The sequence below is a fragment of the Mesorhizobium sp. B2-4-19 genome, from assembly GCF_006441315.1.
Classification (GTDB): domain Bacteria; phylum Pseudomonadota; class Alphaproteobacteria; order Rhizobiales; family Rhizobiaceae; genus Mesorhizobium.
The window spans coordinates 450,835-464,012 of the sequence record NZ_VFUV01000002.1; the positions used below are offsets into that span (position 1 = coordinate 450,835).

The following is a 13,178-nucleotide window of genomic DNA, read 5'->3' on the forward strand; positions in this document are numbered from 1 at the left end:
CGCCCCGACGCGAAGCGTCGCGCCTTTCGGCCGATCACTCAATTGATATCTCGACATGGCAGCCGTCGCGTCTTTGCATGCGTCACAACGCATATTATGGCAATGGCGTCAGCCATGCGGCCGTTGCGTTACAACAGGCGCGCCGACGAATGGTCCGATGCAGACGAGAAAATCCGCTGGGCTGAAGCCTTCAATCGACGGTGATTTCGATGACGCAAGGCAATCCGGTTGCCCGGGCGCGCTTCAAGGCCTGCGGCAAGGCGCCGATATCGGCGAGCCGTTCGGCACCGATGCCATAGGCTGCGGCCAGCTTGCAGAAATCCGGCGGCGCCGGCGAGACCCCGACCGGCTCGACGCCGACATCGAGCATCGAGGTCTCGATCTCGCGATAGCCCCTGTTGTTCCAGACCACGAAGATGACCGGCGCCTTGGCATCGAGCGCCGCGCCAAGTTCGGGCAAGGTGAACTGGAAGCCGCCATCGCCGGTCAGGCAGACAACCGGCGCGTCGGGCATGGCAAGTGCGGCGCCGATCGCTGCCGGCGGGCCGTAGCCAAGCGCGCCGAAGCCGGTGGCGGCGTTGAACCAGCCGCCCGGCCGGTCGTGATCATAGTAGAGGTTGGCGGCATAGACCGGCTGCGTCGAATCGCCAACGATGATGGCCCCCGGCAAGGCATCGCGGATCATTTCCACGGCATGCACCTGCGCCAAATAGGCCGGGCTCAGCTCGGCGGATGCCGCCTTCCGTGCGGCGGCGGCGCGCACCTCGCCGTCGGGCGCGGCAGGATGAGCGGGGCCGATCGCGGCGAGCAAGGCTTCGATCGCCTCGGCGCAGTCGGCCTGGATGCCGACCGTCACCGCGCGACGTGCGAGCTGGTCGGCGCCGATGTCGATGCGAATCAGGTTGGAAGGCAGCACAAAGCCGCCGTCGCCATAGCCGTCATAGTCGGTCGGGCCGAATTCGGTGCCGGCGGCAATCACCAGATCGGCCTCGGCCATCAGGGCGCGAACCGCCTTCAGGCTCGGGCTTGCCGGCACGCAGAGCGGGTGGCGGTGCAGCAGGCCACGCGCGTTGGTGGTCTCGACGACCGGCGCGCCCAGTGTCTCGGCCAGGCGCCGTAGCGCCGTCTCGGCTCGCTTGGCGCCGCCACCGGCCAGGATCAGCGGGCGGCGCGCGGCGGCGATGAGTTTGGCAGCCCTGGCAATGGCCGCGCCATCCGGCGCCGGAGGCGCCGCGTTGCTCAACCGTGCCGCGATATCGTCGGCCGGCTCGACCATGACATCGGTCGGGATCTCGATATGCACCGGGCCCGGCCGCGAGGATGAAAACAGCGCGAAGGCCTGTGCCAGCGCGTCAGGCAATTCGCTGGCCTCGGTGACGCGCAGCGACAGCAGCGCCACCTTTTCCATCATGCCGCGCTGGTCCGGCAGCTCATGCAGGAAGCCCAGCCCCTTGCCCAGCGTCGGCATTGCGTTGACGCCCGATATGACCAGCATGGGTACCGAATCGGCGCGCGCCTGGCCCATGGCGGTGATGGTGTTGGTCAGCCCCGGTCCGGTGATCACGAAGGCGACGCCTGGCCTGCCGCTGGCGCGGGCATAGCCGTCGGCCATGAAGCCGGCGCCCTGTTCATGGCGCGGCGTGACATGGCGGATCTTCGAGCGCGCCAGGCCACGATAGAGCTCGACCGTGTGGACGCCCGGAATGCCGAAGACGGTGTCGACGTTGTGCGCTTCGAGCAGCGTGATCAGGGCTTCACCGAGTGTTGTCATTGATTGTCTTCCCTTTCCGGCGCGAGGCCCAGTTCGGCCTCGACAGTCTTGATGCCGATCGCCGCCAATTCGCCGGGCGAGAACATGTCGCCGGCCAGGCAGCCTTCTATCCAGAGCCCGTCGATGATGGCATTGATCGCGATGGCGTGGTGGCGCAACTGACTTGCAACCTGTTCGCGCCGTTCGGCGGCGAGCACCTCGGCCACAACGGCTTCCACCTCGTTGCGAAAGCCGAGGTAGCCTTCGCGGTGGGCGCGAGCCAGGCTTGGGTCCGCACCGGCGCGGCCGATGAAGGTTGCCCAGAGTGAAAACACCCGCGCGTCGATGATCGGCACGTTGAGGTTGGCGGTGACGAAAGCCGCAAGGCGCTGGCGCGGCGAGGCATCTTCCATGACCAACGCCGCTTTCGCCTGTTCGGTCATGCGGCCCATGAGGGCGGCATAGGCTTCCTGCAGCAGTTCTTCCTTGCCGGGGAAATAGTGCCGGATCAGGCCGGCGGTGACGCCGGCGCGCAATGCGATGGTGCGCAAGGTGGCGCCCTGCAGGCCGTGTTCCGCGATGCTGTCCAGAGTTGCCTCGATCAGATCCTGCCGCCGCCGCTCCTCGCCCTCGCGACGGAACCTGCGGCGGGATGGCGTATTCATTGGCGCAGGATCGGCCGCGTCAGGCATGTCGGCCCGCCTTCGCAGGCGATGCAGAGCGCGTCCGCCTCGAAGATCTCGACCGTGCAGCCGGCGGCTTCCATCGCGGCTTTGGTCTTTGGAAAGCCCGCGACGGCAATGACCTTGAGCGGGTTGGTCGGCAGCACGTTCAGGCTGAGGCCGTTGGAAGCCGCGAACTCTTCGGCATCGCCTTCGACCAGACGGATGCCGCGAGCCTTCAGCATCTGATAGAAAGGGGCCGGCAAAAGCGGTGAATAGACCAAAGCGAGGTCATCGGCCAGCGGGCTGATCACCGACATCAGATGCAGGCAGGCCTCTTCACCCTGCCACAACGGAAGGTCAAAGCCGTAGACGGAAACGCCCAGCGGCGTCAGCAGGTTGGAGATCTGCTGGATGCCTTCCTGGTTGGAACGGACACCGCGTCCAATCACCAGCGTGCGCGCATCCAGCCAGACACAGTCACCGCCTTCGACCTGGCCTGGGGCCTCGACGCGGCCGAGGATCGGAATGCCCAGCCTTCTGTAGGTCTCCTCATGCAGCGAGGGCTCCCGGGCGCGCAACGGCTTGCCCATGGACAGAATCAGTGCGCCGCGGTCGGTCATCAGCGATGGGTCGTGCGTGAACACCGAGTCCGAAAGTCCATCGGCCTTGTCCTCGATCCATTCGATTTCAGCGCCGGAGGCCGCCACCAGTTCAGCAAGCGCCGCGTGCTGCGATGCTGCTTTCGCTGGATTGAATCCTGGGCCATAGTGCCAGGCAGCCCTGTCGGCGTCGCGCATCGCGTTGGCCGCCGACCGCATCAGCACGCGTCGCAGCGGCGCTGCCATGGATTGTGATCCGAAAGCGCTCATCGAAGCCCTTTGTTAGCTGAAAAAAACCGAGAAAATTTCATGGAGGGCTATTTATACACTTGCACAACAAGCTCGCAAGTGCCGTAATGAACGGGATTGACGGCCTCGCGCCGTTGGGTCCATGCTGAAGTCTGGAGCGGGGCAGTACAGCCTATATGTTGATTAGCCGGATAGACGTTCGACGAACTGCAGCCGACGATGCAGAGGTCAGCCGGTGAGCGCTGTGGAAGCTGCCGCAGTCTCATCCGGAAAGGCGCACAGTGGCGCCGCCGAAGCCATCCATGTCGAAAACCTGCACAAGAAATTCGGCCAGTTGCATGTGCTGAAGGGCGTGTCGCTCTCAGCGCGCGACGGCGAGGTGATCGCCATCATCGGCGGCTCGGGTTCGGGCAAATCGACGCTGCTGCGCTGCATCAACTGCCTGGAAAATCCGACCAGCGGCGTCATCCGTGTCAATGGCGAGGAGATCAAGCTCAAGGCGGACAGCCATGGCCACACCGTTCCGGCCGACCGCAAGCAGATTGAGCGCATCCGCTCCAAGCTCGGCATGGTGTTCCAGAACTTCAACCTGTGGAGCCACATGACGCTGATCGAAAACGTCATCGAGGTTCCCGTGCATGTGCTCGGCGTCAAGCGCGACGAGGCGATCGCCCAGGCCGAAAAACTGCTGGCGCGCGTCGGGCTTGCCGAAAAGCGCGACGTCTATCCGGCCTATCTTTCGGGCGGGCAGCAGCAGCGCGCCGCGATCGCCCGCGCGCTCGCCATCAATCCGCGCGTCATGCTGTTCGACGAGCCGACCTCGGCGCTCGACCCCGAACTGGTCGGCGAGGTGCTGAAGGTTATCGGCGATCTGGCGCGCGAAGGCCGCACCATGGTGCTGGTCACCCATGAGATGAAGTTCGCCCGCGAGGTCGCGACCCATGTCGTCTATCTCTACAACGGGCTGGTCGAGGAAGAAGGGCCGCCGGAGCAGATCTTCGGCGCGCCGAAATCCGAAAGGCTCAAGCAGTTCATCCGCAACATCGGCTAGGGACAGGCCGAGACGGAAGAAAACCGGGAACCAACAAAAAACTGGGAGTTTGAAATGAAGACTGTTCTGAAGACATTCGCCGCCGCACTGCTGCTCGGCGTCGCCGCGATGGGCGTGGCCAAGGCCGATCCGGTCAAGATCGGCGTCGCCGCCGAGCCCTATCCGCCCTTCACCTCACCGGATGCTTCGGGCAAATGGGTCGGCTGGGAGATCGACTTCATCGATGCCGTGTGCGCCGAGGAGAAACTCGACTGCGTCATCACGCCTGTCGCCTGGGACGGCATCATCCCGGCGCTGACCACCAAGAAGATCGACCTCATCGTCTCCTCGATGTCGATCACCGACGAGCGCAAGAAGACGATCGACTTCTCGGACAAGTACTACAACACGCCGACGGCGATCATCGGACCGAAGGACCAGAAGTTCGGCGCCACGCCTGACGACCTGAAGGGCAAGGTGGTCGGCGTCCAGGTGTCGACCGTGCACGCCGTCTACGCCAAGAAGCATTTCGGCGCGACCGCCTCCGAAATCAAGGAATACCAGACCCAGGACGAAGCCAACCAGGATCTCGCCGCCGGCCGCCTCGATGCGGTGCAGGCCGATTCCATCGCGCTTGGCGAATTCCTGAAGTCCGACCAGGGCAAGGCCTGCTGCGACCTGAAGGGCATGGTGGCTCCGGATGACGAGGTGCTTGGACCGGGCGTCGGCGCCGGCGTGCGCAAGGAAGACACCGGCCTGAAGGAAAAGATCAACGCCGGCATCAAGGCGATCCGCTCCAACGGCAAGTATGACGAGATCTCGAAGAAATATTTCGATTTCGACATTTACGGCGGCTCGACGCAGTCGAACTGACGCCCCCTCGCATGAGCCGGAGGGCATGACGCCATAGTCGTGCCCTCCCGCCTATCCTTCCCACGCATGCTTGCCGCCGGCCGCTGGCGTCGGCGGAAAGAGCCAGCAATCCGGGGGCAAAGCTGATCGACGCGTATCTTCCGGCCTCGGCGGCCGGTATCATCGAACTTCTCTCGCCCGCGCCCATCGGCTGGGGCGGCACACTCATGCTCGGGCTGTTGCATTCGCTCGAGATTGCCGTCGGCGCCACGATCGTCGGCCTGCTCATCGGAATCTGCGGCGCCTATGGCAAGCTCTATGGCGGACCTGTCGTGCGCGACCTGCTCGCCGTCTACACCACCGTGGTGCGCGCCGTGCCGGAACTGGTGCTGATCCTGCTGCTCTACTATGCCGGCACCGACCTGATTAACCAGGTGCTGACCGCTGTCGGTTACCAGCGTGTCGATATTAACGGGCTGGTGGCCGGCATAGCCGTGCTCGGCTTCTGCCAGGGCGCCTATTCGACGGAGGTCATGCGCGGCGCGATCCTGGCCATCCCGCAAGGCCAGATCGAAGCCGCGCGCGCCTTCGGCATGTCTCCCGGCCTTCTCTTGCGGCGCATCACGCTGCCGGCGATGCTGCCCTTTGCCATTCCAGGTCTCGCCAATCTGTGGCTGATCGCGACAAAGGACACCGCGCTGCTGGCCGTCGTCGGCTTCTTCGAGTTGACGCTGGCGACACGGCAGGCAGCAGGCGTCACCAAGGCCTATCTGATATTCTATCTCGCCGCCGGCGTTCTCTATCTCGCGGTGACGCTGTTTTCGAACTTCCTGCTTGGTCGCGCCGAGAAATGGGCGCGGCGGGGCATGCCTTCGGTCAAGGAGGCACGCTGATGGCGGGCGAAGCGGTCATCATCAACACGGCGGCGCGCGCCTCGCTTTGGCTGCAGCCGCATCGCATCGTCCTCATTCTGATCGCGCTGGGGCTGGTGCTCTCAGCCGCCTTTTTCATGCGCTGGAACTGGCTGCCGCAATATTGGGAAATGGGCCTGATGGGCATCTGGCGGGCCCTGTGGATCCTGGCCGTCACCTGCGCGCTCGGCTTCCTGATCGCCGTGCCGGTCGGGCTGGCGCAGGCCGCCGGCTCAATCTGGGTCGCGGCGCCGGCGAAAGTATTCTGCACCATCATCCGCGGCACGCCGCTGCTTCTGCAGCTGTGGCTGCTCTATTACGGGCTGGGCTCGCTGTTCCCGCAATATCCATGGATCCGCGACTCCTGGATGTGGCCCTATCTGAGGCAGGCATGGCCGTACGGCGTTCTCGCTCTCACCCTGTCCTTCGCCGGTTACGAGGGCGAAGTGATGCGCGGCGCCTTTGCCGGCGTGCCCAAGGGACAGCTGGAAGCCGCCCGCGCCTTCGGCATGAGCCGCTGGAAGATCCTCCGGCGCATCTGGCTGCCGCAGGCCTTCTACCGGGCGCTGCCGACGCTGACCGGCGAGACCGTGCTGCAGTTGAAGTCGACGCCGCTGGTGGCGACGATCAGCGTGATCGATATCTTCGCCGTTGCAGGCAAGGTGCGGCAGGACACCTACCTCACCTACGAGCCCTTGCTGCTGCTGGCGTTGATCTATATGGCGATCACCGGCATTCTGGTCCTGGCCCTCAGCCGGATCGAGGCGCGGATTCCGGTCAAGATCGGCTAGTGAGGAGTGAGTAGCGAATAGTGAGTAGAAGCGGCTCGCTTCATCCCCTATTCACTACTCCCTACTCACTACTCACTTAGAGGCAGCTACCATGCAACTCAGTCTCGACCAGGCAAGAGGACTGTGCCGGATGGCGGCACTCGGCGCCGGCGCCAATGAGGAGGCGGCGCAGTCGCTCACCGCCTCGATCATCGCCGCCGAGCAGGAAGGGCTTTCGACCGTCGGCCTGTCGCATTTCATCGATTATCTCGAAGCGCTGGAGGCCGGGCGCATCGACGGCAATGCCGATCCGGTGATCACAAGGCCGGCGCTGGCCGTCTATCTTTCCGATGCACGCGGCGGACTGGCGCATACCGGCTTCGACCGGACGATCGACGACCTTGCCAAGGCGGCAAAGCTGTTCGGCGTCGCCATCTTCTCGCAGAAGAATGCCTATACGTGCGGCGCGCTCGGCTATTTCACCGGCAGGCTGGCCGCGCAGGGGCTGGTATCTTTCGCCGCCACCAACGGCCCGGCCGTTCTTGCCGGCTCGGGCTCGGTCAAGCCGGTCTATTGCACCAACCCGATGTCGTTTGCCGCGCCCGCCGCCGACGGCGCGCCGCTGGTCATCGACCAGTCGTCGAGCGCCACTGCCTTCGTCAACATCCGCAAGGCGGCCGAAGACGGCAAGAAAATTCCCGAAGGCTGGGCGCTGGACGCCAGCGGCAATCCGACCACCGACCCGGCGGCGGCCATGAAGGGCGCCATGCTTGCCTTTGGCGGCCAGCGCGGTGCCAACATCGCGCTGATGGTCGAAGTGCTGGCTGCCGGCCTGTCGGGCGCCAACTGGTCGCTCGACGCGCCATGGTTCACCGGCGGCCCGGACAGCCCCGGAACCGGCCTGTTCGTGCTGGCCGTCGAGCCCAAGCTGCTCGATCCGGATTTCGAACAGCGCATGAAGAACCAGCTCGACCGCCTGCGCCGCCGCTTTGGCGTGCATGTGCCGGGCCGCGCCCGGGCTGAAGCCGCCGAGAAGGCGCAGGCGCGCGGCATCACCGCGCCCAAGGCGGTGGTGCAGCGGATTTCCGAGTTCGCCGAGCGCTATTCGGCCTGAATTGCGAAGACCGAACGCCCGGCCAGTGCCCGGCCTTCGACAGTGTCCTTCACCGGGGATATTCGAGCTGCATGGCGACGAAGTCGGCCGTGCGTGCGCCGTGGCGAGCCGAGATGTCTTGAAGCGCCTGGTCAAGCACCTTTGCCGGCCGCGGATCGGCCATGGCAGGCACTTGCCGCTCCATTGGCCAGTCGGTGGTGACCTGGTCAGGCAAGATACGCAAGCCGTCGCGGCTGACGATCGCGCCTTCCTTGCCCGCGAATGTGACCGCGCCGGAGCGAAAGGTTCGCGACCAGGCGTCGGCGGCCAGCGCCAGCGATACCTCATCCACGTCTGATGTGAGCGCGATACCGAGCAGCTCATGATCCAGGACGGCAAGCGTGTTGCCGATTGCCGTCAGCGCGAATGGGCGGGTGAACTTGAAGGCGCCGCTGTCATGCCGCCCATCCCAGTGCGCCAAGCCCAGATCACGACCGACGGCTTCGGCCTTATCCCGGCCGGCGATGGCCTCGATCAGGGTCAGCATCATCGGCATCGATGCGGTGATCCCCGTTGTCGTCGCGACACCTTGATCGACGACGAAGCGCCGGTCGGCGACATAGTGGATCGTGGGATGTTTAGCGCGGAGCTCGCCGACAGAATACCAATGGGTCGTCGCCCGCTTGCCGTCGAGCAACCCGCTGGCGCCGACCACCTTGGCGCCGGCGCAGATGCCGATCACCATGGCGCCCTTGGCCGCCTGGCTCGTGATCCATTTCAGCACCTCGGCGTCGTCGTCACGCATCATGGCCGGGACGATGACGTAGTCGGCGCCGTCCGGATACTCGGCGTCGAATACCGCCGTCGTCGCATCGGGCTCGATCTGCAAGGCCGGGTGCAATCGCATTGGTCCGGGCTGCGTTGCCAGCGCCACGACATCGGCGACATCAGCGCGCCGCAGGATGCCGTAAGGCATGACATAATCGGTGGTTTCGGTGCCGTCGTTGATGCCGACGATGGCGATCAGGGGACGCTGGCGCTTCGGCGGCTTCAATGCCGCAAGCGTTGCGGCGGCCTCCTTGGCATCGATTGCCGGCTGAACGGCAGCGTGGGATGCCGCCGGCAGCGACAGCAGCCATGCGGCACCCAATGCGAGGACGGCCAGCACGACGCCGAGACCACTCCACAGCATGATACGCAAATTCATGGTCCAGTCCTTCCGATCGAAACGCTTGACCATCAACCTAGCTGCGATAGGACTTGTCCGAAATGACATATATCGCGCAAAAACTGCCATGATCCGCAAGGTTGGCATCATCATTCACCCCGGCTTCCAATTGCTGGATGCGGCGGGCCCGGCGGCGGCCTTTGAGCTGGCGGAAGATTTTTGCGTCGGAAGCTATACGCTCGACATACTGGCGCCCGGTGGCGGGGAGATCGAGAGCTCATCCGGCATGCGGCTCGCGGCCCGGCCTTTGTCGATGGAAGAGCCGCTCGACACCGCCATCATCGCCGGTGGCGAAATCATTCGCTCCATGGCCGCCGCCCAGGAGATCGTCACCTGGCTCCGGGGCACGGGTGTGAGGCGAACGGCGAGCGTGTGCACAGGCGCCTATCTGCTGGCCGAAGCTGGACTTCTCGACGGCAGGCGCGCCACCACCCATTGGTGGAGCACGCACGACTTCGCACGCCGCTACCCAGCGGTGAAACTCGATGCTGAGCGGATCTTCGTCAGGGATGGCGGCGTGTGGACCTCGGCCGGCATTTCGGCCGGCATCGACCTTGCCTTGGCGCTCATCGAGGATGATCTTGGCCCGGCCATAGCGCGCCGCGTTGCGCAGCAGCTTGTCGTGCATCAACGCCGCCCCGGCGGCCAGTCGCAATTCTCCGCCCTTGTCGAACTCGGCGGACGGACGGGCCGCTTTATCGAGTTGATCGAATGGATGCGCACCGCGCTCGCCCAACCGCTGACCGTGGAGTGCCTTGCCGATCGTGCCGCCATGAGCCCGCGGCATTTTGCGCGCGCCTTCAGGGCGGAAACCGGCACCACACCGGCCAAGGCCGTGGAACGAATTCGCCTGGAGAGCGCGCGGATTGCAGTGGAAACGGGCCACACGTCGCTCGATCGCATCGCGCAGGAGAGCGGCTTCGGCGATGCCGGGCGAATGCGCCGCGCTTTCCTGAGAAGCTTTGGCCAGCCACCGCAGGCGCTCAGGCGGGCAGCCGCGGTTTCCCGCAACGGCGGCTGATGACGTCCTTCGACGCATTCATGTCGCCCCGGCGGTGCGATTTTTTTTGCCTTCGTGAACCTTCCCGCATGTCGCGGCGACCAATGGCTGTCCGGGTCGGGGTTGCCCGGTCGGTGTCTCCTGTCGAATGCGTCCAGGGCTGGGGCGGGCGTCTTACGCCACGCTGATACCGTCTCAGGTCAGGCCGCCTCGTTGGACCCTGGTTTGACATGAGCTTCACCCGGAAAACCCCGCTTCGGCGGGGTTTTCCGCGTTTCGTGCTACTGGTCACCGTCTGGTTCCGCCTGGTGAGCATGGGCCAGGGGGTTTCGGGTGCTGAAAAGTCGCTTTCGTGGGCCGCGATCCTGTTCTTCCTCGCCATTCGCGGCGGCAACCGCCACTCGGTCGACGCGCGCATCGGCAAGGCGTTCTAACAAGCTTTCGAGAGGGGTGACGCGACGACGCGTCACCCTTTGCCTTTGGTGCAAAACCGACTATGAAACGGCTTCAGCCAAGCCATCTGGAAAGTGCGCCGGAGCCAGCCATGACCGAAATCCTGCAGACCCCAAAGCTCGTCGTCGTCTTTGGCGGGTCTGGCTTTGTCGGCCGCCATGTGGTGCGCGCGCTGGCCAAGCGCGGCTACCGCATCCGGGTCGCCTGCCGGCGGCCCGATCTTGCCGGCCATCTGCAGCCGCTCGGCAATGTCGGCGAGATCCAGCCGGTGCAGGCCAATGTGCGCGTGCGCTGGTCGGTCGACCGCGCCGTGCAAGGCGCCGACCACGTCGTCAATCTCGTCGCCATCCTGCATGAGACCGGCCGGCAGAAATTCCCCGCCGTGCACGAATTCGGCTCCCGCGCCGTCGCCGAGGCGGCGCGCTCGGTCGGTGCCGGGCTGATCCATATTTCAGCGCTTGGCGCAGATGCGGGCTCCGAATCGGATTACGCGCGCACCAAGGCGCTTGGCGAAAAGGCTGTGCTGGAGACGATCCCCGACGCCGTGATCTTCCGGCCGTCGATCAATTTCGGACCCGAGGACAGCTTCTTCAACCGCTTCGCCAGCATGGCGCGCTATTCGCCGGTGCTGCCGCTGATCGGCGGCGGCCAGACCAAGTTCCAGCCGGTATATGTCGGTGACGTCGCCGAGGCGGTGGCGCGCTCGGTCGACGGCAAGATCAATCGCGGCCAGATCTACGAGCTTGGCGGCCCCAATGTGCTCACCTTCAAGGAGTGCATGGAAGAGCTGCTCGCCGTGATCGAGCGCAAGCGCCTGCTGGTGCCGGTGCCGTGGTGGGTGGCCAACATCCAGGCCTCGATCCTCGGCCTGTTGCCCAATCCGATGCTGACCAAGGACCAGGTGATGCAGTTGCGCGAGCACAACATCGTCTCGGAAGCCGCCGCCAAGGCCAACCGGACGCTCGCCGGGCTCGGCATCCAACCGCAATCGATCGCGACGATCCTGCCCAGCTACCTCTGGCGCTTCCGCGCCGCCGGCCAGTTCCAGCAGCGCAAGCCCGCGGCTTGATTCACCGCAACCGCCTGAAAGGCACGCCTAGCGCGACGTGACCTGCATGGGTAGCCCACCTTGCGGCTGGGTTGTCAGCTTCTGCACCGGCCAAGGCCTGGTCTCGGCAGTCGTGTCGAAGCGGAAGCGCGACAAGAGGATGGCGAGCGCGATGATCGCCTCCTGCATGGCGAAGCTGGCGCCGATGCAGACGCGCGGCCCCGCACCGAAGGGCAGATACTGGAAGCGATCGATCTTTTCACGGTTGCCCGGGTGGAAGCGCTCGGGCAGGAAGGCATCGGGCCTGTCCCACAGCTTCCTGTGGCGGTGGACGACCCAGGGCATGACCAGCACGGCCGCGTGCTTGGGGATATAAAGATCCTTCCACATCTCCGGCTCGATCGGCTCGCGGTTGATCGACGGCGCCGGCGGATAGAGCCGGAGCGCCTCGTCGAAGGCGGCGCGGGTCAACGGCATGGCGTCGAGCCACTTCGTCGGATCGGGTTCGCGCGCCAGCACCTCATCGATCTCCTGCTCGATCCGATTGCGTTCCCATGGCGATTCGGCGAGGCAGTAAAGCGTCCAGCCCAACGCCCGCGCGGTGGTCTCATGACCAGCGCCGATGAAGGTGATGATGTTGTCCTCGACCTCCGAGCGCGTCAGCCCGTCGGGACCCTCGGCCTTGAGCAGCAGCGTCAGGAAATCCTGCGACACCGCATCGGGATCGCGCCTGAATTTCTCCTCGCGCATCTTGACCGTATCGGTCACGATCTTGCGGAAATAGGCCATGGTCTTGCGGCCGCGGATGCGGGTCAGACGCGGCAGCCAGTCGGGGGCGCGCAACAGATCGAGCGGATCGACGCGGCCCATGGTCTCGAACAGGCGGTCGATCTCGTTGGCGAAACTGCCCGGCTCGCCCGCGATCTCGCCGGAAAACAGCGTCTCGGCCAAGATATCATAGGTGAGCAATGTCATGTCGTGGGCGATGTCGGATGTGCCGCCCGCCTCGTAGCGGGTGACGAACTCCTCGGTGCGTTTCAGCATCGGCTGGGCAAAGCCGAAGATATGGCGCGGCGTGAACACCGGCGCCATCGCCTTGCGCGACCGCTTCCACACCTCGCCCTCGGCGGTCAGCAGGCCATCGCGCAGGATTGGCCGCAGGATCTTCTGGCGCACCGTCGCCATCTTGTAGTTCTTGGCGTTGTCGACCAGCACATGGCGGATGAGGCCGGGATCGTTGGCGACGATCAGATGGCCACCGACGCCATTGGCGGAAATCCACGGCTCGTTGTAGGTCGGTTCGCCCCAGAGTTCGAGCGGATTGCGATAGACGATACGGATCATCTCCAGCGTCGAAGGCGGCGAGGTGCGCGGCTTCGGCGCGGGAGGAACGAAGGGGGCGGGCTGAATGTCCATGAAGTGCTCCGCTGCTGGCATCAATGTAGTGGCTGGCGATCCCGGCGTCCATGTGACCGGACGGCAGGCAATTCGCGGCGCCCGGCAGACGCTCCGTTCATCCGATCGTGACCG

At 65.0% G+C, this 13,178-nt stretch carries 12 protein-coding genes and 1 pseudogene; 8 read left to right on the forward strand and 5 right to left on the reverse strand.

The window, feature by feature from the left end; translation table 11 throughout:
• Positions 1 to 190: 190 nt before the first annotated feature.
• The 3 genes from FJ546_RS05365 to FJ546_RS05375 are packed head-to-tail and all read right to left on the reverse strand — an operon-like array spanning position 191 to position 3,284.
• A complete protein-coding gene (locus FJ546_RS05365; protein WP_140888397.1) occupies positions 191 to 1,771 on the reverse strand; it encodes a 5-guanidino-2-oxopentanoate decarboxylase in 1,581 nt (526 codons plus the stop codon).
• The gene (locus FJ546_RS05370) at positions 1,768 to 2,415 is read right to left on the reverse strand and encodes a TetR family transcriptional regulator C-terminal domain-containing protein (protein WP_181167822.1); all 648 of its coding nucleotides are present in this window, start codon (positions 2,413 to 2,415) and stop codon (positions 1,768 to 1,770) included. Before FJ546_RS05370 ends, FJ546_RS05365 begins: the two co-directional genes overlap by 4 nt.
• Positions 2,412 to 3,284, reverse strand: coding sequence for a dimethylarginine dimethylaminohydrolase family protein (locus FJ546_RS05375; RefSeq protein ID WP_140888399.1), 873 nt, complete (start codon positions 3,282 to 3,284; stop codon positions 2,412 to 2,414). The genes FJ546_RS05370 and FJ546_RS05375 overlap by 4 nt, the downstream gene beginning before the upstream one ends.
• A 214-nt stretch (positions 3,285 to 3,498) precedes the next feature.
• On the opposite strand from FJ546_RS05375, the gene FJ546_RS05380 reads away from it, so the two are divergent.
• The 5 genes from FJ546_RS05380 (at position 3,499) to FJ546_RS05400 (ending at position 7,940) form a co-directional block, all read left to right on the forward strand.
• Entirely contained in the window at positions 3,499 to 4,314 is an 816-nt protein-coding gene (locus tag FJ546_RS05380) for an ABC transporter ATP-binding protein (RefSeq protein ID WP_140888400.1), read from the forward strand.
• Between the two features lie 54 nt (positions 4,315 to 4,368).
• Positions 4,369 to 5,166, forward strand: coding sequence for a transporter substrate-binding domain-containing protein (locus tag FJ546_RS05385; protein WP_140888401.1), 798 nt, complete (start codon positions 4,369 to 4,371; stop codon positions 5,164 to 5,166).
• 206 nt (positions 5,167 to 5,372) lie between these two features.
• The gene (locus tag FJ546_RS05390) at positions 5,373 to 6,038 is read left to right on the forward strand and encodes an ABC transporter permease (RefSeq protein ID WP_140888402.1); all 666 of its coding nucleotides are present in this window, start codon (positions 5,373 to 5,375) and stop codon (positions 6,036 to 6,038) included.
• On the forward strand, positions 6,038 to 6,847 hold the full coding sequence (locus tag FJ546_RS05395; RefSeq protein ID WP_140888403.1) for an ABC transporter permease: 810 nt from the start codon (positions 6,038 to 6,040) through the stop codon (positions 6,845 to 6,847). Before FJ546_RS05390 ends, FJ546_RS05395 begins: the two co-directional genes overlap by 1 nt.
• Positions 6,848 to 6,938: 91 nt before the next feature.
• On the forward strand, positions 6,939 to 7,940 hold the full coding sequence (locus tag FJ546_RS05400) for an Ldh family oxidoreductase (protein WP_140888404.1): 1,002 nt from the start codon (positions 6,939 to 6,941) through the stop codon (positions 7,938 to 7,940).
• Positions 7,941 to 7,989: 49 nt separating this feature from the next.
• Here FJ546_RS05400 and FJ546_RS05405 read toward each other — a convergent pair whose 3' ends face one another.
• Positions 7,990 to 9,126, reverse strand: coding sequence for a DJ-1/PfpI family protein (locus FJ546_RS05405; protein WP_140888405.1), 1,137 nt, complete (start codon positions 9,124 to 9,126; stop codon positions 7,990 to 7,992).
• A gap of 88 nt (positions 9,127 to 9,214) precedes the next feature.
• Here FJ546_RS05405 and FJ546_RS05410 point away from each other — a divergent pair, with 88 nt between their 5' ends.
• The 3 genes and pseudogenes from FJ546_RS05410 to FJ546_RS05420 all read left to right on the forward strand — a co-directional run bounded on the left by FJ546_RS05410 (position 9,215) and on the right by FJ546_RS05420 (position 11,669).
• The gene (locus FJ546_RS05410; protein ID WP_140888406.1) at positions 9,215 to 10,168 is read left to right on the forward strand and encodes a GlxA family transcriptional regulator; all 954 of its coding nucleotides are present in this window, start codon (positions 9,215 to 9,217) and stop codon (positions 10,166 to 10,168) included.
• A gap of 254 nt (positions 10,169 to 10,422) precedes the next feature.
• Positions 10,423 to 10,581: pseudogene (locus FJ546_RS05415) on the forward strand (DoxX family protein); the annotation flags it as partial.
• A gap of 110 nt (positions 10,582 to 10,691) precedes the next feature.
• Positions 10,692 to 11,669 (forward strand): complex I NDUFA9 subunit family protein, encoded by a 978-nt coding sequence (locus tag FJ546_RS05420; protein WP_140888407.1) that lies wholly within the window; start codon positions 10,692 to 10,694, stop codon positions 11,667 to 11,669.
• 27 nt (positions 11,670 to 11,696) lie between these two features.
• Here FJ546_RS05420 and FJ546_RS05425 read toward each other — a convergent pair whose 3' ends face one another.
• Positions 11,697 to 13,064 carry a cytochrome P450 gene (locus tag FJ546_RS05425; protein WP_140888408.1) on the reverse strand — a complete coding sequence of 456 codons (1,368 nt, stop codon included), beginning with the start codon at positions 13,062 to 13,064 and terminating at the stop codon, positions 11,697 to 11,699.
• Between the last annotated feature and the right edge of the window lie 114 nt (positions 13,065 to 13,178).

Excerpts from the sequence above, each read along its gene's own strand:
- FJ546_RS05365 (WP_140888397.1), bottom strand. The coding sequence starts at position 1,771 with ATGACAACACTCGGTGAAGCCCTGATCACGCTGCTCGAAGCGCACAAC.
- FJ546_RS05370 (WP_181167822.1), bottom strand. The coding sequence starts at position 2,415 with ATGAATACGCCATCCCGCCGCAGGTTCCGTCGCGAGGGCGAGGAGCGG.
- FJ546_RS05375 (WP_140888399.1), bottom strand. The coding sequence starts at position 3,284 with ATGAGCGCTTTCGGATCACAATCCATGGCAGCGCCGCTGCGACGCGTG.
- FJ546_RS05385 (WP_140888401.1), top strand. The coding sequence starts at position 4,369 with ATGAAGACTGTTCTGAAGACATTCGCCGCCGCACTGCTGCTCGGCGTC.
- FJ546_RS05390 (WP_140888402.1), top strand. The coding sequence starts at position 5,373 with ATGCTCGGGCTGTTGCATTCGCTCGAGATTGCCGTCGGCGCCACGATC.
- FJ546_RS05395 (WP_140888403.1), top strand. The coding sequence starts at position 6,038 with ATGGCGGGCGAAGCGGTCATCATCAACACGGCGGCGCGCGCCTCGCTT.
- FJ546_RS05400 (WP_140888404.1), top strand. The coding sequence starts at position 6,939 with ATGCAACTCAGTCTCGACCAGGCAAGAGGACTGTGCCGGATGGCGGCA.
- FJ546_RS05405 (WP_140888405.1), bottom strand. The coding sequence starts at position 9,126 with ATGAATTTGCGTATCATGCTGTGGAGTGGTCTCGGCGTCGTGCTGGCC.
- FJ546_RS05410 (WP_140888406.1), top strand. The coding sequence starts at position 9,215 with ATGATCCGCAAGGTTGGCATCATCATTCACCCCGGCTTCCAATTGCTG.
- FJ546_RS05420 (WP_140888407.1), top strand. The coding sequence starts at position 10,692 with ATGACCGAAATCCTGCAGACCCCAAAGCTCGTCGTCGTCTTTGGCGGG.
- FJ546_RS05425 (WP_140888408.1), bottom strand. The coding sequence starts at position 13,064 with ATGGACATTCAGCCCGCCCCCTTCGTTCCTCCCGCGCCGAAGCCGCGC.